Annotated in this window: 19 protein-coding genes and 1 pseudogene; 8 read left to right on the top strand and 12 right to left on the bottom strand. The window is 65.9% G+C overall.

Features of this window, described 5'->3' with window-relative positions; translation table 11 throughout:
- Nucleotides 1-33: 33 nt before the first annotated feature.
- Nucleotides 34-270: pseudogene (locus tag IP92_RS30785) on the bottom strand (hypothetical protein); the annotation flags it as partial.
- Between the two features lie 301 nt (nucleotides 271-571).
- On the opposite strand from IP92_RS30785, the gene mutS reads away from it, so the two are divergent.
- Both mutS and IP92_RS13205 read left to right on the top strand, forming a co-directional pair.
- Nucleotides 572-3,259, top strand: coding sequence for a DNA mismatch repair protein MutS (gene mutS, locus IP92_RS13210; protein WP_229418749.1), 2,688 nt, complete (start codon nucleotides 572-574; stop codon nucleotides 3,257-3,259).
- Nucleotides 3,256-4,302, top strand: coding sequence for a hypothetical protein (locus IP92_RS13205; protein ID WP_199271922.1), 1,047 nt, complete (start codon nucleotides 3,256-3,258; stop codon nucleotides 4,300-4,302). Before mutS ends, IP92_RS13205 begins: the two co-directional genes overlap by 4 nt.
- A gap of 27 nt (nucleotides 4,303-4,329) precedes the next feature.
- Here IP92_RS13205 and IP92_RS13200 read toward each other — a convergent pair whose 3' ends face one another.
- A complete protein-coding gene (locus IP92_RS13200; RefSeq protein ID WP_145875527.1) occupies nucleotides 4,330-4,869 on the bottom strand; it encodes an FKBP-type peptidyl-prolyl cis-trans isomerase in 540 nt (179 codons plus the stop codon).
- Between the two features lie 174 nt (nucleotides 4,870-5,043).
- Between IP92_RS13200 and IP92_RS30460 the strand changes: the two genes are divergently transcribed.
- The 4 genes from IP92_RS30460 to IP92_RS30455 all read left to right on the top strand — a co-directional run bounded on the left by IP92_RS30460 (nucleotide 5,044) and on the right by IP92_RS30455 (nucleotide 7,975).
- Nucleotides 5,044-5,700, top strand: coding sequence for a PEP-CTERM sorting domain-containing protein (locus tag IP92_RS30460; protein ID WP_145875524.1), 657 nt, complete (start codon nucleotides 5,044-5,046; stop codon nucleotides 5,698-5,700).
- Between the two features lie 70 nt (nucleotides 5,701-5,770).
- Nucleotides 5,771-6,904 (top strand): ribosomal protein uL16 3-hydroxylase, encoded by a 1,134-nt coding sequence (locus tag IP92_RS13190; RefSeq protein WP_145875522.1) that lies wholly within the window; start codon nucleotides 5,771-5,773, stop codon nucleotides 6,902-6,904.
- Between the two features lie 15 nt (nucleotides 6,905-6,919).
- Nucleotides 6,920-7,390: a DUF7931 domain-containing protein gene (locus IP92_RS13185; RefSeq protein WP_145875519.1), complete on the top strand. Its 471-nt coding sequence runs from the start codon at nucleotides 6,920-6,922 to the stop codon at nucleotides 7,388-7,390.
- Between the two features lie 303 nt (nucleotides 7,391-7,693).
- Complete coding sequence (locus tag IP92_RS30455; RefSeq protein ID WP_145875517.1) at nucleotides 7,694-7,975, top strand: hypothetical protein; 282 nt, start codon at nucleotides 7,694-7,696, stop codon at nucleotides 7,973-7,975.
- Nucleotides 7,976-8,065: 90 nt separating this feature from the next.
- Here the strand turns inward: IP92_RS30455 and IP92_RS13175 are convergent, their stop codons facing one another.
- Nucleotides 8,066-8,704 carry an NAD(P)-dependent oxidoreductase gene (locus IP92_RS13175; protein WP_145875514.1) on the bottom strand — a complete coding sequence of 213 codons (639 nt, stop codon included), beginning with the start codon at nucleotides 8,702-8,704 and terminating at the stop codon, nucleotides 8,066-8,068.
- Between the two features lie 106 nt (nucleotides 8,705-8,810).
- Here IP92_RS13175 and IP92_RS13170 point away from each other — a divergent pair, with 106 nt between their 5' ends.
- Nucleotides 8,811-9,713 carry a LysR family transcriptional regulator gene (locus IP92_RS13170; protein ID WP_145875512.1) on the top strand — a complete coding sequence of 301 codons (903 nt, stop codon included), beginning with the start codon at nucleotides 8,811-8,813 and terminating at the stop codon, nucleotides 9,711-9,713.
- 195 nt (nucleotides 9,714-9,908) lie between these two features.
- Here IP92_RS13170 and bamC read toward each other — a convergent pair whose 3' ends face one another.
- From bamC to IP92_RS13125, 9 genes are all read right to left on the bottom strand, one after another.
- A complete protein-coding gene (gene bamC / locus IP92_RS13165; RefSeq protein WP_145875510.1) occupies nucleotides 9,909-11,084 on the bottom strand; it encodes an NlpB/DapX family lipoprotein in 1,176 nt (391 codons plus the stop codon).
- Between the two features lie 77 nt (nucleotides 11,085-11,161).
- The gene (gene dapA / locus IP92_RS13160) at nucleotides 11,162-12,040 is read right to left on the bottom strand and encodes a 4-hydroxy-tetrahydrodipicolinate synthase (protein WP_145875508.1); all 879 of its coding nucleotides are present in this window, start codon (nucleotides 12,038-12,040) and stop codon (nucleotides 11,162-11,164) included.
- Nucleotides 12,041-12,119: 79 nt separating this feature from the next.
- Nucleotides 12,120-12,701 (bottom strand): class I SAM-dependent methyltransferase, encoded by a 582-nt coding sequence (locus IP92_RS13155; RefSeq protein ID WP_145875505.1) that lies wholly within the window; start codon nucleotides 12,699-12,701, stop codon nucleotides 12,120-12,122.
- A 30-nt stretch (nucleotides 12,702-12,731) separates the two neighbouring features.
- Nucleotides 12,732-13,934 (bottom strand): tryptophan--tRNA ligase, encoded by a 1,203-nt coding sequence (locus IP92_RS13150; protein WP_145875503.1) that lies wholly within the window; start codon nucleotides 13,932-13,934, stop codon nucleotides 12,732-12,734.
- Nucleotide 13,935: 1 nt separating this feature from the next.
- Nucleotides 13,936-14,610 carry a site-2 protease family protein gene (locus IP92_RS13145; protein ID WP_145875500.1) on the bottom strand — a complete coding sequence of 225 codons (675 nt, stop codon included), beginning with the start codon at nucleotides 14,608-14,610 and terminating at the stop codon, nucleotides 13,936-13,938.
- Nucleotides 14,611-14,707: 97 nt separating this feature from the next.
- Nucleotides 14,708-15,331: an L-threonylcarbamoyladenylate synthase gene (locus IP92_RS13140; RefSeq protein ID WP_145875498.1), complete on the bottom strand. Its 624-nt coding sequence runs from the start codon at nucleotides 15,329-15,331 to the stop codon at nucleotides 14,708-14,710.
- A gap of 8 nt (nucleotides 15,332-15,339) precedes the next feature.
- Nucleotides 15,340-16,209: a protease HtpX gene (gene htpX, locus IP92_RS13135; RefSeq protein WP_145875497.1), complete on the bottom strand. Its 870-nt coding sequence runs from the start codon at nucleotides 16,207-16,209 to the stop codon at nucleotides 15,340-15,342.
- A gap of 143 nt (nucleotides 16,210-16,352) precedes the next feature.
- Nucleotides 16,353-17,186: a 3',5'-nucleoside bisphosphate phosphatase gene (locus IP92_RS13130; RefSeq protein ID WP_145875494.1), complete on the bottom strand. Its 834-nt coding sequence runs from the start codon at nucleotides 17,184-17,186 to the stop codon at nucleotides 16,353-16,355.
- Nucleotides 17,187-17,261: 75 nt separating this feature from the next.
- Nucleotides 17,262-18,137, bottom strand: coding sequence for an alpha/beta fold hydrolase (locus IP92_RS13125; RefSeq protein WP_145875492.1), 876 nt, complete (start codon nucleotides 18,135-18,137; stop codon nucleotides 17,262-17,264).
- Nucleotides 18,138-18,313: 176 nt separating this feature from the next.
- Here IP92_RS13125 and IP92_RS13120 point away from each other — a divergent pair, with 176 nt between their 5' ends.
- The gene (locus IP92_RS13120) at nucleotides 18,314-18,838 is read left to right on the top strand and encodes a gamma carbonic anhydrase family protein (RefSeq protein ID WP_145875490.1); all 525 of its coding nucleotides are present in this window, start codon (nucleotides 18,314-18,316) and stop codon (nucleotides 18,836-18,838) included.
- Nucleotides 18,839-18,841: the final 3 nt, after the last annotated feature.

The raw sequence follows: 18,841 nt of genomic DNA, 5'->3' as shown, positions 1-18,841 counted from the left end.
TAGTTTCGAGGTGACCTAACTGCGCAGTGGCGCCTAGCAGTTTGCCTCAGCTTTGGCTGGCGGTATATAGCCAAGCGGGTCCAACAAGCGGCGGTGGTTGAACCAAGATGCCAGTCCAGCGAGGTTCGAGATATGGATGAAATCACTGCCCCACTGGTGGTTCGTCCGCTGGGCTTTAAATTGGCGATGGCCCTGATCGGGTGGGCATCGTGCCTTGGCATCAACAACCTTTGTACGTACAGCCTTGGCCTGTGTGACGTCCCGACGGCCAAGGTCAGTCCGATCCACCAAGATGGGACCGGTCGATGGACTCGCCCTTAATGCCGTCGATGTAAGGATAGACGTCGATGTACCAGATGCTTCTTCAGCTGCACACCAAAGGCGGCTGACCTATTCTCGCCCCGCCCCAAGCTTGCATAGTTGCCGACGGTCGTGGAAGCAATATCGAGAGCACGCCTTCCTGCATCAGCGCCGTGCCCCGCATGAGCCTGACCGCGTGCCAAAACCGCAATCCCACCCGCCAAACCGGGTAAAATGCACGCCCGACGCATCTCGACTCTCAGCCGTACACATGAACGTTCCCGCCGAAATCAATGCCGCCGCCGTGAAGAACGGCCCCGCCGAAAAAGTCACGCCGATGATGCAGCAATATCTGCGCATCAAGGCCGAGCATCCGACGATGCTGGTGTTCTACCGGATGGGCGATTTCTATGAGCTGTTCTACGACGACGCCGAGAAGGCATCGCGCATCCTCGGCATCACGCTGACGGCGCGCGGTCATGCCAATGGCGTGCCGATCAAGATGGCCGGCGTGCCGTTCCATTCGCTGGACGGCTACCTGGCCAAGCTCGTCAAGCTGGGCGAGTCGTGCGCGATCTGCGAGCAGATCGGCGATCCGGCCACCAGCAAGGGCCCCGTCGAGCGCAAGGTCGTGCGCATCGTCACGCCCGGCACGCTGACCGATTCGGACCTGCTGCCCGAGAAGTCGGAGCGCCCGCTGCTCGCCCTGGCGATGCTGAACCAGCGCAAGCAGGTCACGTGCGGGCTGGCGTGGCTGTCGCTCGCGTCGGGCAACCTGCGGCTGATGGAGTTCTCGGGCGACCAGCGCGCCGTCAACGCGCGCCTGCAGCAGGAGCTCGAGCGCATCGTGCCCGCCGAGATCCTGCGGGCCGACGGCGGCGACCTGTTCGACGAGATCACGCTGTGCCACGTGAACCAGGTGCCGGAATGGCACTTCGACGTGGTGCACGGCCACAAGGCGCTGCTGGACCAGCTGGGCGTCGCCACCTTGACGGGCTTCGGCGCCGATGGCATGGGCCCGGCCTTCGGCGCGGCCGGCGCGCTGCTGCGCTACGCCCAGTCGACGCAAGGGCGCGGCCTGCAGCACGTGAAGAACCTGGCCTGCGAGACGGAGTCCGAATTCATCGGCCTCGATGCCGCCACGCGTCGCAACCTGGAACTGACGGAGACGATCCGCGGCCAGGAATCGCCCACGCTGTTCTCGCTGCTGGACCACTGCCGCACGGCGATGGGCTCGCGCCTGTTGCGCCACTGGCTGCACCATGCGCGCCGCGACCAGGGCGTCGCCCGTGCACGGCACGATGCGATCGCCGCGCTGATGCAGGACGATGCCACCGGCTCGCTGGGCTTCCACCTGCAGCATGTGCCGGACATCGAACGCATCACCACGCGCGTCGCGCTGCTGACGGCCCGCCCGCGCGACCTGGCCGCGCTGCGCGACGGCCTGCAGCAGCTGCCGAAGCTGCAGCATTCGCTGCAGCGCGTGCTGGAGCTGGACAACGCCGACAGCCTGCTGCGCCGCATCCACGACCAGCTGCAAACGCCCGACGCGTGCGTGGACTTGCTGGTGCGCGCCGTGATGCCGGAACCGGCCACGATGGTGCGCGACGGCGGCGTCATCGCCCGCGGCTTCGATGCCGAACTCGATGAGCTGCGCGGCCTGTCCGAGAATGCCGGCCAGTTCCTCGTCGACCTGGAAGTGCGCGAGCGCGCCCGTACCGGCATCGCCAACCTGCGCGTCGAGTACAACAAGGTGCACGGCTTCTACATCGAGGTGACGAACGGCCAGGCCGACAAGGTGCCGGACGACTACCGCCGCCGGCAGACGCTGAAGAACTGCGAACGCTACATCACGCCGGAACTGAAGGCGTTCGAGGACAAGGCGCTGTCCGCACAGGACCGCGCGCTGGCCCGCGAGAAGGTGCTGTACGACCAGCTGCTGGCCGACCTGGCGCCGCACATCGCCACCTTGCAGACGATCGCGCAAGGCATCGCGCAGCTCGATACGCTGACGTCGCTGACGGAGCACGCGCTGCGCAACAACTGGTGCGCGCCGAAGCTCGTCGCCGAGGCGTGCATCGACATCCGCGAAGGCCGCCACCCGGTCGTCGAGAACCAGATCGAGCGCTTCATCGCCAACGACTGCCGCCTGCTGGCGGACCGCCGCCTGCTGCTGATCACGGGCCCGAACATGGGCGGCAAATCGACGTTCATGCGCCAGGTCGCACTCATCACGCTGCTGGCCTACATCGGCAGCTACGTGCCGGCCGCCAGCGCGACGATCGGCCCGATCGACCGCGTCTTCACGCGCATCGGCGCGACCGACGACCTGGCCGGCGGCCGCTCGACGTTCATGGTGGAGATGACGGAAGCGGCAACGATCCTGAATGGCGCCACGGAGCACTCGCTGGTGCTGATGGACGAGATCGGCCGCGGCACGTCGACGTTCGACGGCCTCGCGCTGGCCTGGGCCATCGCGCGCCACCTGATCGACACGAGCCGCAGCTTCACGCTGTTCGCCACCCACTATTTCGAGCTGACGCGGCTGCCCGACAGCCATCCGACGGCGGCCAACGTGCACCTCTCCGCCGTCGAGCACAAGGACAGCATCGTGTTCCTGCACGCGGTACAGGAAGGCCCCGCGTCGCAAAGCTACGGCTTGCAGGTGGCGCAGCTGGCCGGCGTGCCGCAACCCGTCATCAAGGCGGCGCGCAAGCACCTGGCCCGGCTGGAAGCGCAGGCGCTCGACGCGACGCCGCAGCTGGACCTGTTCGCCGCGCCCAGCGCCGATGCGAACGACGAGCCGGCAGCCGCGCCTTCCAGCGCCGCCGCGGCGCCGGCCCAGGACCCGCGCCTGGCGGAACTGCTCGAAGCGCTGGACGAACTCGATCCGGACGCGCTGTCGCCCCGCGAGGCCCTGGACCGGCTGTACCAGATCAAGCGCCTGCTGCCCGCATGAAGCGCGCCGCCGGCCTGGCCTGCCTGCTGCTGTGCGCCGTTGCCGGCGCCGTGGCGGCGGCCGCGCCGGCGCAGGCCAGGAGCGGCAACGACAGGAAGCCCGGCGAGAAGGACTTCACGTTCGCCGTCATCGCCCACACGTTTCCCGGCGAGTCGGGCGACGAGGACCTGAAGCGCACGATCGAACGGGCCGACAAGGAAAAGCCCGCGTTCGTCGTCGCTGCCGGCATCAAGTCGGCCGGCGAGCCGTGCAGCGACAAGCTGTACCTGCAACGGCGCGCGCTGCTGAACAAATCCGATCAGCCGCTGATCCTCGTGCTGACGGGCGCCGACTGGACGCAGTGCCGCAACTCGGCCGGCCGCTCGAACGCGATCGAGCGCCTGAACCGCATCCGCGAGATCTACTTCGACGGTCACGACACGCTGGGTGCGCGCAAGTTCGACCTGAACCGGCAATCGGCGATCCCGAAGTTCCGCAGCTATGCGGAGAACGGCTACTGGGAAATGAAGGGCGTGCTGTTCGCCACGGTGAACCTCCCCGCCCGCAACAACCACTACCTGATCGAGGCGGGCCGCAACAGCGAGTACGAAGACCGGCTCGTGGCGAACCGCGCCTGGCTGCAACGGCTGTTCAGCCTTGCCAAGCGGCGCAAGCTGGCGGGCCTGGTGCTGTTCTCCGATGGTGACGTGCGGGCGCACGTCGAACAGGGCTTCTCGTTGCTGGAAGGGTTCTCGACGAAGCATGACGGCTTTGCTGAGCCGCGCCGGCTGATCCGTACGCTGGCGGAAAAATACCCGGGCAAGGTGCTGCTGGTCGATGCGAACCGCGAGCCTGCCGCGAAGGGCGAGGCACCTGCGGGCACGGTGACGTGGCGCGGCAATGTCGGCCATGTGACGTTGGCCGGCGAATGGAACGAGATACGGGTGATGCCGGACGGCGAACCGCTGTTCACCTTGAATGCCGACGAGAAGGAAGCGCACGGGCAGCCCAGGCCACCCGTGGAAAACGGGAGGACGAAGCCTCCCGCCGTGCAGGGCAAGTAGCGGTCAGTGCACCGCTCAGTGCACTGCTCAGTGCACCGGATGGCTGCGGAACTCGTCGCCCGCCTCGCCTTCGTCGTCTTCGTCGTGGTGGTGGCCGTGGGCGCCATGCACGTGCTCGTGGGCGATCTCTTCCTCGGTGGCGGCACGCACGTCCAGCACCTTCAGTTCAAAGCGCAGCGCCATGCCGGCCAGCGGATGGTTACCGTCCAGCACGACCTTGTCTTCGGCGATGTCGGTCACCGTGAAGATCATCGCTTCGCCGTCGTCGGCGCCATCGGGCATGCCTTCGAACTGCATGCCCACTTCCAGCGGCTCCGGCAGGCGCGAGCGCGGCTCGACCTTCACCAGTTCCGGGTCGTAATCGCCGAACGCGTCATCCGGCTCGATCTGGATCGTGTTCGCGTAGCCGACGTCCTTGCCGTCGAGCTCTTCCTCGATCTTCGGCAGCGTGTTCTCGTACCCGCCATGCAGGTACACCATCGGCTCGCGGCCATCCTCGATCAGATTGTTCTGAGCGTCGGACAGTTTGTATTGCACGGTCACGACGGTGTTCTTGGCGATCTTCATTTGACTTCCTTTCAGGTTCAGTGGCGCGATTATACCCCCACCATGCGAGGCCCACCGCCGTGGTGCGCTCACCACGAAACGGGGCCGGAATCGGATGGACAAACCGGTCGGGATACGTGACAATTTATTAGCAAATAAACATTTCATAACGCTATCCACTCGCTGGGGGACACCATGAAGAAAACCGTGCTTTCGTTTGCAGCAGCAGCCCTTCTTGCCGCCGGCAGTGCCCGGGCGGACATCGTGACGGTCGACTATTCGCTGTGGGTCACCGGCATCGCCGAGGAATACCTGGACCCTTACACGTACCAGGACGTGGACCACACGTTCGCTCCCGGCTTCGAGACGTACATCGGCGACCCGATCACCGGCCGCTTCACCTATGACGACGCCGCCACGCCGCAGGTCGGCGGCGCCGCACTGCTGTCGCACACGCTGACGTTCTCCCTGAGCGGCACGACGATCAACTTCGGCTCGTCGCTGGCCACATACCGCAACGCGTCGGCGGACGGGCTCACGGTGTCCGGCGGCGGCTTCATGGACAACACGACCGATCCGTACTTCGTCGTCGATTTCGGCTTCGTTGCGCCGGCGGGCACGCACGGGCCCACCACGCTGCCGGCGGCGGCCGAGTGGCAAGCCTACACGTCCGACCCGGCCAACCGGCTGCGGATGTCGATCCATGCGAACGGCTTCAATGTCTACCTGACGGGCAGCGACATGTCAGTGCAGGTGTCGGCCGTGCCGGAGCCCGCCACGTACGGCATGCTGGCCGCGGGCCTGGGGCTGCTCGGCATCGCCGCACGGCGCGCGAAGTCCCGCAGCGCCTGATACCGGCTCCGGCTCCCACGGCGGCGCCTTTCGCGGCGCCGCCATGACCTTATCCACTATAATCCGGGGCATGAAAAAACCCGCCCCGCTCCGCCTCCTCGGCGACATCACGCCGGCGCAATTTTTGCGCGACTACTGGCACAAGAAACCCCTGCTGATCCGGCAGGCCATCCCGAACTTCAAGCCGCTGCTGCCGTTCGCGCAGCTGGCCGAGCTGGCGACGAAGGACTACGTCGAGTCGCGCCTCGTGGTCGCGACGGACGGGCAATGGGACATGCAGCACGGCCCGCTGCACGAGCTGCCGCCGCGCAGCCAGCGCGAGTGGACGATGCTGGTGCAGGGCATCAACCTGCATGACGACGCCGGCGACGAGCTGCTGCGCCAGTTCCGCTTCGTGCCGGACGCGCGCCTGGACGACCTGATGGTCAGCTTCGCCACCGACGGCGGCGGCGTCGGACCGCACTTCGATTCGTACGACGTGTTCCTGCTGCAGGCCGAGGGGCAGCGCCGCTGGCGCATCGGCCCGCAGAAGGACCTGTCGCTGATCGAGGGCCTCCCGCTGAAAATCCTGGCGAACTTCAAGCCGGACGAGGAGTTCGTGCTGGAGCCGGGCGACATGCTGTACCTTCCGCCGCACTACGCGCACGACGGCATCGCGATCGGCGACTGCCAGACGTATTCGATCGGCTTCCGTGCACCGTCCTACCAGGAATTGGGCGAGGCGTTCCTGCAGTTCATGGCCGACTCGATCGACCTGCCCGGCCGCTATGCGGACCCGGAACTGGAACTGACGAACAAGCCGGCCGAGATCCCGAAAAGCATGGTGGGCCGCATCGCCGATGAGCTGAACAAGATGCAGTTCACGGAAGACGACTTCGCGATCTTCCTGGGCGAATACCTGTCCGAGCCGAAGCACAACGTGTTCTTCACGGGCCCGGAAAAGCCGCTGCCGGCCGGCCGCTTCGCGCAGACGGCAGGAAAAAAAGGCGTCAAGCTGTCGCGCAAGACGCAGATGCTGTACCGCGGCAAGCACCTGTTCATCAACGGCGAATCGTTCGCGATCGGCCGGGCGGACAAGGCGGCGCTGGAAGCACTGGCCAACCACCGCGTGCTCGAAGGCGCTGAAGTGGCTTCCGCTTCCGAAGACGTGATGGAAGCGCTGTACGCGTGGTACACGGACGGCTGGCTCGAGCTGCGCACATAAGATAAAGGGGGCAGGATGGACAGGCAGACGTTCGATACCCGCGCCGGGTTCCAGGCCCAGCTGGATGAGTGCCTGTCCCGCGCGACGCTGACCCTGGCGATGTTCGATCCGGACTATGGCTGGTGGGAGCTGGGCGGTGTGCACAGCGATGCGCTGCTGCGCACGTTCCTGCGCCAGGGCGGTCGCCTGCAACTGGCGGCGCACAGCAATGCGAAACTGGAACGCGACGCGCCCCGCTTCCTGCGCCTGCTGCGGGACTACAGCCACCTGATCGAATGCCGGCTGACGAACCGGACGTTGCACCAGCTGACGGATTCATTCTGCGTGGCCGACGAACGGCACGTCGTGCGGCGCTTCCACAGCGACCACTTCCGCGGCGAAGCGATTTTTGATGATCCTTCGTCAACCCAAACGCCGCTGGAACGTTTTCAGGGTATCTGGACCGAGACCCAGCCTGGTTTACATGCAAATGTGACTGGATTGTAAGCTGGAAATCGGTACAATTTTGCCTGCCGTACAAAAGGTGCGACAGGTAAGCCGGTAAGCAGGCACAATGAGGTAAGTCTGTACAGCGCGGAAATATTGCGATTGTGCAAAATACTTATGAAACTATCTTGTGTTGCTATTGCGACTCATCAAGAATCGCTATAATATTCGGGCAGGAAGTTTCCGTTGTGTCTAGGGCACCGTATGGTCCGCAAGACCCCGGAACGCCCTCATGAGCGATAATTACCGGTAATTATTCATCGCAACATTGTCATTAATTTGTGAATTAATTAAGGAAAACAAATGAAAAAGTCCCTGCTGATCGCCTCCCTGCTGGCCGTTGCCCTGGCTGCTTGCTCGAAGAAAGAAGAAGCACCTGCTGCTCCGGCTGCTGAAGCAACCGCACCGGCAGCTGACGCTGCTGCACCGGCTGCCGCTCCGGCCGCTGACGCTGCTGCTCCTGCTGCCGCTCCGGCTGCTGACGCTGCTGCTTCCGCAGCTGCTGACGCTGCTACCGCCGCTTCCGCTGCTGCTTCCGCAGCTTCCGAAGCTGCTTCGGCTGCTGCCGCTGCTCCGGCCAAGTAATATCGGCTGGCCGTCTTCGGACGGCGCAGACAAAAAAACCGCCCTTCCGGGCGGTTTTTGTTTTTGTGGCCGTGTTTTGCGGCCGCGGCTTCAATACGCCACCGTGAAGCGGCTGCGCGGGTGTGCGGGGCGCTCGGCCTCGTCCAGCATCGCCACCGCGTAATCCTCGACCGAGATGCGGCTGTTGCCTTCGGCATCGGCCAGCAGCTGATCGGTCCCCAGGCGGAACTTGCCGGTGCGGCTGCCCGGCTCCAGGTGGGCCGCGGGGCTCAGCATTGTCCAGTTCAGTTCGGGCTCGGCACGCAGCCGGCGCAGCGCTTCGCGCGCGCCTTCGGCCGTGGCCTTCCACTGTTCCGGGAACTGCGGCGTATCGACCAGCTGCACGCCGGGCGCCACCTCCAGGCTGCCGGCGCCGCCGACCACCAGCAGGCGCGGCACGCGCGCCGCTTTCGCCGCGGCGACGATCGCGTCGAAGCCCTGCAGGTAGTAGGCGTACACGTCCTGCTGCGCATGGCCGCTGAACGCGCTGATGACGACGTCCGCGCCGGCCAGCTGGGCGGCAAGCGCCTGGGCGTCCAACGCGTTCGCTTGGACCGCCTGCACACCGGCGAGCGCCGGTACCTTCTCCGGCCGCGACACCAGTGCCTTCACCTGGTGGCCGCGTGCGGCCGCTTCTTCCAGCAGCTTCGCGCCCACGTAGCCGGTGGCGCCGATCAATGCGATGTTCATGTTCTTCCTTTCTTTCGGGTTGAGTATCCCAGCATGATGCGCCAGCCGGTTGATTGAATAAACGGATCAATCGATAATTCATTCATCGTCAATTCTTAATAATGTGATGGCACTTCCCGGGCAGATCGATTTGAACGACCTTGTCGTGTTTGCCGCCGTCGTCGAGGCGGGCGGCTTCGCGAAGGCGGCGGCGCGGCTGGGCGTTGCGCCGGCCAAGGTGAGCGTGGAGGTGGCGCGGCTGGAGACGCGGCTGGGTGCCACGCTGTTCACGCGCACGACGCGGCGCGTGGTGCCCACCGAAGCGGGCCAGGCGCTGCACGACGCCTGCGCCCCGCTGCTGCTGCAGCTGCGCGCGGCCGTCGACAACGTGCATGCGTCCACTGCCGTGCTGACGGGCAGCCTGCGCATCACGGCGCCGGCGGACTTCGCCGCGCAATCGCTCGCGCCCGCGCTGGCCCGCTTCGCCGCACTGCATCCGGCGCTGGCGCTCGACTTGCGGGCGGGCGACGCGATCGCCGATCTTGTCGCGGAAGGGATCGACGTCGCCATCCGCATGGGCTGGCTGCGCGACTCGTCGCTGCGCGCCGTGAAGCTGGGGAGTTTCGACCAATACCTGGTCGCCGCGCCGGCTTACCTGGAACGGGTCGCGCCGCCACACGCACCGGAAGACCTCCCAGCGCTGGACTGGCTCGCGCTGACGCGGCTGCCGACACCGCTGAAGTGGACGCTGACCTCAACCAGCGGCGCAACCCGCACCGTGCACCTGCGTTCGCGCATCCGCACCGACTCGGCCGGCGCGCTGCGCGCGCTGGTGCGCGAAGGCGTCGGCATCACGGTGCTCGACCAGTACAGCGCCGAACCGGACCTGCGCGCCGGCACGCTGGTCCGGCTGCTGCCCGACTGGTCGCTGCCTGCCGGCGGCACATACGCCGTGTTCCCGCCGGGCCGGCACGTCTCCCGCAAGGCCCACGCATTCGTCGCGTTCTATCAAACCTGGCTGCACCGTTAAGGCAAACCCGAGACCCGAAACCCCGGGGTCAGACCCGACGGGTCTGACCCCAGCCTTTGCCGTTGGGGTGCAAGCAAGCGTCTTCAGCGCACGCAGCTTGCTAACTTAACGGCATCATGGACAGTCCCCGAATTTGGGAAATTGTTGGCGAAAAAAAACCGGCCAGCGGCCGGTTTTTCGTGAGGCGGGGAGCGCTTACTTCAGCTCGTCCTGCAGCAAGGTCAGGATCTTCGTGCCGGTCGGGGACGTGTCGGCTTCGCCCTTGTTGTTCTGGACGGTGACCTGGCTCGTGTTGCCGGTCGGGGCGGCCTTGACGACGATGCGGTAGCGCTGTGCTTCCTTGTCGGCGTCGGACGAGCCCCAGCTGAACAGGCGGCTCAAGAAGCCCTTCTTCTCGACCTGGTCGGCCACGTAGCGCACGAAGTAGATGCCCTGCACGCGGTCGCGGTCTTCGACGGTGAAGCCGGCGCGGTCCAGCGCCAGGCCGACGCGGCGCCACGAGCGGTCGAAGCCTTCGTCCGTCTCGACGTAGCGGTTGGTGCCCTCGCCCTTCAGGAACGCATGCAGCGGCTGCACGATCGCGTTGTCGACGGCCGTGCGGGCCGCCGTTTCCTCGGTGCCGCCCAGTTTGGTCAGCAGCTTGGCCAGGAAGACGGCTTCCAGGTTCGGGTCCGAAGGACGCGGCGTCCACTGGACGATTTCCTTCTCCGGGCCCTGGGCGATTTCCTCGGCGCCGCGGTGGCTGATGAAGATCTCCGTGGTGCCGTCCGCATTGCGCTCGAGGCGCGTGCGGAACTTGTCACGCTCGCCCGTCGAATAGGCGGAATCGAATACCTTGCCGATCGTGCGGCGGATGAAGTCTTCCGGAATCTTCGCGCGGTTCTCGTTCCACTCCGTTTCCATCACGCCCGCGGTCGCGTTGTCCAGCGCCAGCGTGAAGCCCGACTCTTCCCAGAACGACTTCAGCTGCGGCCACAGCACGTCCGGCGACTGCTTGACGACGAGCCAGCGCTGGTTGCCCGCGCGCTCGACGCGTACCTTGTCGTTGCCCGTCGTGGCGACATCGTTGCCTACCGCGGCACCGGCTGGCGCGGCGGCGCCACCGGCACCGGCCATGCCGGCACGCTGCGCCGCATAACCGGACGCGGTCGCGATGCCGCTGCCGCCCGAGTCGGGCAGCGCGTAGCGGTTGTCTTTCTGCAGCTGGGTCAGGTCAGGCGGCACGTCCAGCGTGCTTGCCTTCTTGGCCGATTTGTAGTCCACCGTGGTTTTGCCGACCACCGATTCGACCATGCCGCAGCCCGAGAGGCTGAGCAGCAAAACACCGAGCGCGATGCCGTTGAGGGGAAGGAGGGAAGCTTTCTTGATCATGTGGTTACAGAGGTAAAAGCTGAGAATACCAGCTGGGTGATCGTCGCGGCGGCACGAGGCCGCCGCGGCTTGTGGCCTTACGCCAGCACGCCGGCGTCGGCCAGCGCGGCCCGTACTGCGTCGTGGAATTCCGCGGCAAGCGGCACCAGCGGCAGGCGGATCCCGGCCGGCATCTTGCCCATCTCCGCCAGCGCCCACTTGACGGGGACCGGGTTCGGTTCGACGAACAGTTTCTGATGCAGCGGGAAAATGCGGTTATTGATGTCGATGGCGCGGGCGATGTCGCCGCCCATCGCCGCCGTGCACATGTCGGCCATCGCGCGCGGCGCGACGTTCGCCGTCACCGAGATATTGCCCTTGCCGCCGGCCAGCATCAGCGCCATCGCGGTCGGGTCGTCGCCCGAGAACACGGCGAAATCGCTCGGTGCCAGGCGCAGCAGGTCCAGGCCGCGGCCGATATTGCCGGTCGCATCCTTGATGCCGATGATGTTCTTGATCTTCGCGAGGCGCAGCACCGTCTCGTTCGACATGTCCGCCACCGTCCGGCCGGGCACGTTGTACAGGATCACCGGCAGGTCGACCGCTTCGGCGATCGCCTTGAAGTGCTGGTACATGCCTTCCTGGGTCGGGCGGTTGTAGTAAGGGACTACTTGCAACGTGGCGTCGGCACCGGCTTCCTTCGCGTAGCGGGTCAGCACGATCGCTTCGGCCGTCGAGTTGCCGCCGCTGCCCGCGATCACGGGGATACGGCCAGCCACGCGGTCCACGCAAGCCTTGATCAGTGCGCAATGCTCTTCCACCGTGACGGTGGCCGATTCGCCCGTCGTACCGACGATCACGATGCCGTTCGTGCCCTCGGCAATGTGCCAGTCGATCAAGCGGTTCAGGCTGTCGTAGTCCAGACTGCCGTCCGCATGCATCGGGGTCACGATTGCAACAATGCTGCCCTTAATCATAAATTGAACCAATTGCAAATAGATTGAAAACGTCGATTGTAGACGATAGGCCGAGCCAGTGGGGTATTTCGCACTGGAATCAGTTCTCGACTCCTCCCAGCAGCGCGGCCTCCCTCGGGAACTCCGGTTGCACGGCGCAGATCCGCTGCACCATGGCCTGCCGACTGCCCGATTGCTCGCCCGCTTGCTCAGCCTTATTAACGATTCCCTCCTCGAATGCGATGACACGCAAGCCCTGCGCCCGTGCCAGTTCCAGCAGTTCGCCCGCCTTCAGCAGGAAATCCGGATTGCTGGGCTTGCCGAACGCCGCATTGCCGTCGGCGAAGGTCTCATAGATCAGCACGCCGTTGGGCGCCAGGCTGCCCACCAGCGCCGCCAGCAGCGGCCGGTGCAGGTAATTCGTCACGACGATGCCGGCAAAGCGCTGCGGGCCGAACGGCCAGGCGGCGCCATCCGCCTCCAGGTCGATGTCGCTGGTGACGATGCCGGGGCCGGCCGCGGCGGCCAGCGCTTCGGGGTCGCGGTCGACGGCAACGACGGCATGGCCGAGCGACGTCATGTGGCGGGAATGGCGGCCACTGCCGCAAGCAAGGTCCAGCACCTCACCGTTCGGGATCAATGGTGCAAAACGCTGCACCCACGGGGAAACCATATCGCTCATCTGCTTCTCTTTACGGTATTACTCACATATTCAGGTATAGCTCAGCCCCATCGCCTCGCGCACATCGCGCATCGTTTCCTGGGCGAGCTTGCGGGCCGTCTCGTTGCCGTCCGCAACGATCGCCCGCACCAGCGAAGGATCGTCCAGGTAAGGCTGGGCGCGCTCGTGCATCGGCTCCTGCTCGGCGACGATCGCGTCGATCACGGGCTGCTTGCACTCGATGCAGCCGATGCCCGCCGAGCGGCAGCCCTTCTGCACCCACTCCTGCGTGGGCGCATCGGAATACACCTGGTGGAACTGCCACACGGGGCAACGAGCCGGCTCGCCCGCATCCGTGCGGCGCACGCGCGCGGGATCGGTCGGCATCTTGCGGATTTTCGTCGTTACGGACTCCTTCGGCTCGCGCAGCGCGATCGCGTTGCCGTAACTCTTGGACATCTTGCGTCCGTCCAGGCCCGGCAGGCGCGACGCGGCCGTCAGCTTCGCCTCCGGCTCCACCAGGATCAGCTTGCGGCTGCCCTCGAGGTAGCCGAACAGCCGCTCGCGGTCGATCATCGACAGGCTGCCCGCCTCTTCCAGCATGGCGCGGGCCTGGTCCAGCGCATCGTCGTCGCCGTCCTGCTGGTAGGCGGTACGCAGCTCGTTGTACAGCTTGGCGCGCTTGCTGCCCAGCTTTTTCACGGCTTCCTGCGCCTTCTGCTCGAAGCCCGGCTCCTTGCCGTACAGGTGATTGAAGCGCCGCGCGATCTCGCGCATCATTTCGATGTGCGGCACCTGGTCCTCGCCCACCGGCACCTCGCTGGCGCGGTAGATCAGCACGTCGGCCGCCTGCAGCAGCGGGTAGCCGAGGAAGCCGTACGTCGCCAGGTCGCGGTTGGCCAGGTTCTCGATCTGGTCCTTGTAGGTCGGCACGCGTTCCAGCCAGCCCAGCGGCGTGGCCATCGACAGCAGCAAGTGCAGCTCCGCGTGTTCCGGCACGCGCGACTGGATGAACAGCGTGGCCTGGGTGGGATCGATGCCGGCCGCCAGCCAGTCCACCAGCATGTCCCACGTGGCTTTCTCGATGATCGATGGATCGTCGTAATGCGTCGTCAGCGCGTGCCAGTCCGCGACAAAGAACAGGCAAGGCTGCTCGGCCTGCATCGTGATCCAGTTCTTCAGGGCCCCGTGGTAGTGGCCCAAGTGCATGCTGCCCGTCGGGCGCATGCCGGAGACGACGCGGTCGGGATACATATCAACTGTTGAGTAGTATGTTAAGGGGCAGCACCAGCAGGCCGACAAGCTGGATGAAACCGCTGACCATGCTCGACAGCAGCGGGCTCAGCACACCGGTGTACATCAGCACGATCAGCGCGATGAAGATCCACGGCGTGTACAGCTCGATGCGGGCATAGCGCCGCGCCAGTTCGTTCGGCAGCAGCGACGTGACGATGCGCCCGCCGTCCAGCGGCGGCACCGGCAGCAGGTTGAACACGCACATCACGGCATTGACGTTGATGCCGGCGACGGCCATCTGGACGAGGAACGGCTCGGACACGCCCATGCCGCGCATCAGCACGAGCCACACGGCCCACGCGAGGCCCATCGCGAAATTGGCCAGCGGCCCGGCGGCAGCCACGAAACCCATCTGCTTCTTCGGGTTGCGCAGGCGGCTGTAGTCGACCGGCACCGGCTTGGCGTAGCCGAACGGCATGTGGATCGTCAGGTACAGGATCAGCGGCAGCACGATGGTGCCGAACGGGTCGATGTGGCGGGTCGGGTTCATCGACAGGCGGCCCAGCTGGTGCGCCGTCGGGTCGCCGAAATACCGGGCCACATAGCCATGGGCCGCCTCGTGCAGCGAGATCGCGAACAGGACGGGAATCGCGTACACGGCGACGGTCTGGATGGCTTGGCTAAGTTCACTCATGGGCAAAATTTTACCAGACCGTCAATGCCGGCCTGGCTGGCAAAAGGGGGAGGAAGGTAAAGATCGGTAAAGGCGTGATGTGGGTGGCGGCGTGCCGTCACAGGCCCACCACCGCCGGATCGCCGCGGCCCAGGCGGATCAGTTCAGGCTCCGCGCCGGTCAGGTCGACGACGGTCGTCATCTCCATGCTGCAGGCGCCGCCGTCGATGATCAGGTCGAGCTGCTTGCCGAAGCGTGCGTTGATCTCTTCCGGGTCGTTCAGCGGCTCGGTCTCGTCCGGCGGGATGAACGTGGACGAGATCAGCGGCTGGCCCAGTTCGGCCATCAGCGCCTCGACGACCGGCGTTTCCGGCACGCGCAGGCCGAGCGTCTTGCGCGACGGGTGCGACAGCCGGCGCGGCACTTCGCGCGTCGCTTCCAGGATGAACGTGAACGGGCCCGGCGTGGCGGCCTTCAGCAGACGGAACTGCTTGTTGTCGACCCGCGCGTAGACGGCGATCTCCGACAGGTCGCGGCACAGCAGCGCCAGGTGGTGCTTCTCGTCGATGCCGCGGATGCGGCGCAGGCGCTCGACGGCGGCCTTGTCGTCGATCTGGCAGACGAGCGCGTAGCAGGAATCGGTGGGCACCGCGACGACGCCGCCGCCGCGGATGATCTGGGCCGCCTGCTTGATCAGGCGGCCTTGCGGATTGGCCGGATGGATCTCGAAGTATTGACTCATCCTGCTCCTTACCTCAGCGCCTGCAGCGCCGCGATACGTTCCTCGAACGGCGGGTGGGTGGAGAACAGCGACGACCAGCCGCCGCCGCCCGAAATGCCGGAAGCGGCCATGTTCTGCGGCAGCGCGCCCGGCTCCATGCCGCCCAGGCGGGCCAGCGCATGCTGCATCGGCACGGTGCTGCCCAACAGGCGCGCCGAGCCGGCGTCGGCACGGAATTCACGCTGGCGCGAGAACCACGCGACGATGATCGACGCGAGCAGGCCGAACACGATCTCGCAGACGAACACGGTGATCATGTAGCCGGGGCCGCGGCGTTCCTCGTTCTTCAGCACGACCTTGTCGACGAAGAAGCCGACGATGCGGGCGAAGAACACGACGAACGTGTTGACGACGCCCTGGATCAGGGTCAGCGTGACCATGTCGCCGTTGGCGATGTGCGCCACCTCGTGGCCCAGCACCGCTTCGACTTCGTCGCGGTTCATCGACTGCAGCAGACCCGTGGACACGGCGACGAGCGCGGAATTCTTGAAGGCGCCGGTGGCGAACGCGTTCGGCTCGCCGTCATACACGGCCAATTCGGGCATGCCGATGCCCGCGCGCTGCGCCAGGTTCTGCACCGTGGACAGCAGCCACTGCTCGGTGGAGTTCTGCGGCGCATCGATCACGCGCGCGCCGGTGCTCCATTTCGCCATCGGCTTGGAAATGAGCAGCGAAATGATCGAGCCGGTGAAGCCGACGACGAGCGAAAACGCCAGCAGGCTGCCCATCTGCAGCTGCCCGCCCGCGCCCGGCCGGCCGATGCCGAGCAGCGACAGCACGATGGACAGCACCAACATCACGGCGAGGTTGGTGGCGATAAACAGGATGATGCGTTTCATGTAAATTATTCTCCGGACAATGTGCCGAGCTGATAGATAAGGTTAATGGATCGGAATTACAAGGGCGTGTCCACCCAGCCCACAGTGTACGGGTACTGGACTTAAGCGCGCCTGAGCACTGGACCTGGGCGCGGGCGGCGCCGTCAGAACCAGTCGTGCCACACGGGGGTGACGCTGGCCGGCAGCGGCGGCAGCGCGGCGAAATCCACCCGCGCCTCGCCGGGCGCGTGGAAGTCCGTGCCGCGCGAGGCCAGGAAGCCGTAGGCGTTCGCCAGCTTCGCATACACCGGGTACTGGTCCGGCGTGTGGCTGCCCGTGACGACCTCGATCGCCGCACCGCCCAGGTCCTTGAATTCGTCGAACAGCACGCCCTGCTGCAGCTGCGTGAAGCGGTAGCGGCCCGGGTGCGCGATGACAGCGACGCCGCCCGCGCCATGGATCCAGTTGACGGCGTCCTGCAGGCTGGCCCAGCGGTGCGGCACATAGCCCGGCTTGCCCTCGGACAGGTATTTCTTGAAGACTTCGGCCGTGTTTGCGCAATAGCCTTCCTGCACCAGGTAACGGGCGAAGTGCGTGCGCGACATCAGCGCCGGGTTCTCGACGAAGCCGAGCGCTCCTTCGTAGGCGCCCGGAATGCCGGCCTTCTCCAGCTGCACACCGATCTCGCGGCCGCGCGCATCGCGCCCTTCGCGGGTGGCGGCCAGGCCGGCGACCAAGGCGGGATTGTTCTCGTCGATCCGCAGGCCGACGATGTGCACCGTCTCGCCGCCCCACGTGATCGAGATCTCGACGCCGGGCACGAAGCGCATGCCCTGCTCCGCCGCGGCGACGCGCGCGGCGGCGATGCCGCCCACTTCATCGTGGTCGGTCAGCGCCCATACGTCCACCCCGGCCTGGCGGGCGTGCCGCGCCACGGCCGCGGGGGTCAGGACGCCGTCGGAAACATTGGAATGGCAGTGCAGGTCGACTTTGAGCATGGGACTGGCAAAACGATGACGAACTTCCATTGTACGCTGCCTGTCAGTCATGCGCCGACCTGCATGCCGGCGACCTCACCCAAGGAATGCTTCGATCATTTCCGCCAGCAGCGCGGGCTGGTCGTGGTGCAGCATGTGGCCAGCGTCCGGCAGCTTCTTCGGCGTGACGTCGGCGATGTTCGCCATGCGGCGGTCCACCTCGCGCCGCCCTTCTTCCGGGCCGCCCAGCCACAGCCACATATTGGTGTCCTCGGCCTCGACCCACAGCACGGGGGCGCTGATGCGGCGCCAGCAGGCCATGATGTCCTCGGCGTGGTAAGGCAGCGGGCTGGCCTGCTTGTGCACCGGATCGCCCAGGATCTCCCACTCGCCCTGCGCGTTCCGGGCGGACCAGTGCTCGGCAAGGAAGGCGGCGCGTTCGTCCGTCAGGCGCGGATTCGTCTTTTGCAGCCGCGCGGCGACGTCCTGCCGGGTCGGATACGCCTTCATCGTCGGCGGCTCCAGCAGTTCGTCGAGCCACTTCGCGTAGCGTTTCGGCGCATCGTCCGGCACCGCGCCTTTCAGGCCGAAGCCTTCCAGGTTGACGAAGCGGCGGATGCGCTCCGGCCGCACGCCCGCGTAGATACCGGCGATATTGCCGCCCATGCTGTGGCCCAGCAGGTTCACCTGGCCTTCAGGCTGGTAGTGGCGCAGCAGCGCATCCAGGTCGGCCAGGTAGTCGGGGAACCAGTAGGTGTCCGTGCCGGGGCGCTCCGTGAGGCCGAAGCCGCGCCAGTCCGGCGCGATCACGTGCCAGTCGCCGCGCAGGTGGTCGACGACGAACTGGAACGACGCGCCCACGTCCATCCAGCCGTGCAACATGAAGATTTTCGGAGCGCCGGCGCGGCCCCAGTGGCGCACGTGGGTGCGCAGGCCGCGCACGGTGAGGAATTCGGAACGGGAGGGGGTCATGGGTTCTGCCTTGAAATGCCGCGCCGCGGCGCAATATGCGGGCCTTCCCGCTGGAAATGCCGCTTTAAAGCCGAAATATTAGCACGAGCGTTCTAATTCGGCATGCAATCGTGAAGGCAGCGGCCGTCCAGGCGGGAGCGCGTAAAATATCGCCAATATTCCCCATAGGACAGCCAATGACGATTTACCAGCTGGGCGACGACGCGCCCGACATCGATGCCACCGCCTACGTTGCCGACAGCGCGACGGTGCTCGGCAAGGTGACGTTGCAGGCAAACAGCTCAGTATGGTTCGGCGCGACACTGCGTGGCGACAACGAGCGCATCACGATCGGCGAGAACAGCAACGTGCAGGAAAACGCCGTGATGCACACCGACATGGGCTACCCGCTGACGCTCGGCCGCGACGTGACGATCGGCCACCAGGCGATGCTGCATGGCTGCACGGTGGGCGACGGCACGCTGGTCGGCATCGGCGCGGTGATCCTGAACGGTGCGCGGATCGGCAAGGGGTGCCTCGTCGGGGCCGGGGCCCTCGTCACGGAAGGCAAGGAGTTCCCCGACAACGTGCTGATACTCGGCGCGCCGGCCAAGGCGGTGCGGGAGCTGACGGCAAGCGATGCGGCGAACCTGCAAGCCGCCGCCGACAGCTATGTGACACGCGCGCGGCTGTACAAGACAAATTTAAAAAAGATTGGATAAGGC

This window comes from Pseudoduganella flava (genome assembly GCF_007830495.1).
GTDB lineage: Bacteria > Pseudomonadota > Gammaproteobacteria > Burkholderiales > Burkholderiaceae_D > Rugamonas > Rugamonas flava.
This window is presented reverse-complemented; position numbering and strand designations above follow the sequence as displayed.

Bases quoted from the DNA above. Each gene is read 5' to 3' on its own strand.
- mutS (WP_229418749.1), top strand. From the start codon at position 572: ATGAACGTTCCCGCCGAAATCAATGCCGCCGCCGTGAAGAACGGCCCC.
- IP92_RS13205 (WP_199271922.1), top strand. From the start codon at position 3,256: ATGAAGCGCGCCGCCGGCCTGGCCTGCCTGCTGCTGTGCGCCGTTGCC.
- IP92_RS13200 (WP_145875527.1), bottom strand. From the start codon at position 4,869: ATGAAGATCGCCAAGAACACCGTCGTGACCGTGCAATACAAACTGTCC.
- IP92_RS30460 (WP_145875524.1), top strand. From the start codon at position 5,044: ATGAAGAAAACCGTGCTTTCGTTTGCAGCAGCAGCCCTTCTTGCCGCC.
- IP92_RS13190 (WP_145875522.1), top strand. From the start codon at position 5,771: ATGAAAAAACCCGCCCCGCTCCGCCTCCTCGGCGACATCACGCCGGCG.
- IP92_RS13185 (WP_145875519.1), top strand. From the start codon at position 6,920: ATGGACAGGCAGACGTTCGATACCCGCGCCGGGTTCCAGGCCCAGCTG.
- IP92_RS30455 (WP_145875517.1), top strand. From the start codon at position 7,694: ATGAAAAAGTCCCTGCTGATCGCCTCCCTGCTGGCCGTTGCCCTGGCT.
- IP92_RS13175 (WP_145875514.1), bottom strand. From the start codon at position 8,704: ATGAACATCGCATTGATCGGCGCCACCGGCTACGTGGGCGCGAAGCTG.
- IP92_RS13170 (WP_145875512.1), top strand. From the start codon at position 8,811: ATGGCACTTCCCGGGCAGATCGATTTGAACGACCTTGTCGTGTTTGCC.
- bamC (WP_145875510.1), bottom strand. From the start codon at position 11,084: ATGATCAAGAAAGCTTCCCTCCTTCCCCTCAACGGCATCGCGCTCGGT.
- dapA (WP_145875508.1), bottom strand. From the start codon at position 12,040: ATGATTAAGGGCAGCATTGTTGCAATCGTGACCCCGATGCATGCGGAC.
- IP92_RS13155 (WP_145875505.1), bottom strand. From the start codon at position 12,701: ATGAGCGATATGGTTTCCCCGTGGGTGCAGCGTTTTGCACCATTGATC.
- IP92_RS13150 (WP_145875503.1), bottom strand. From the start codon at position 13,934: ATGTATCCCGACCGCGTCGTCTCCGGCATGCGCCCGACGGGCAGCATG.
- IP92_RS13145 (WP_145875500.1), bottom strand. From the start codon at position 14,610: ATGAGTGAACTTAGCCAAGCCATCCAGACCGTCGCCGTGTACGCGATT.
- IP92_RS13140 (WP_145875498.1), bottom strand. From the start codon at position 15,331: ATGAGTCAATACTTCGAGATCCATCCGGCCAATCCGCAAGGCCGCCTG.
- htpX (WP_145875497.1), bottom strand. From the start codon at position 16,209: ATGAAACGCATCATCCTGTTTATCGCCACCAACCTCGCCGTGATGTTG.
- IP92_RS13130 (WP_145875494.1), bottom strand. From the start codon at position 17,186: ATGCTCAAAGTCGACCTGCACTGCCATTCCAATGTTTCCGACGGCGTC.
- IP92_RS13125 (WP_145875492.1), bottom strand. From the start codon at position 18,137: ATGACCCCCTCCCGTTCCGAATTCCTCACCGTGCGCGGCCTGCGCACC.
- IP92_RS13120 (WP_145875490.1), top strand. From the start codon at position 18,314: ATGACGATTTACCAGCTGGGCGACGACGCGCCCGACATCGATGCCACC.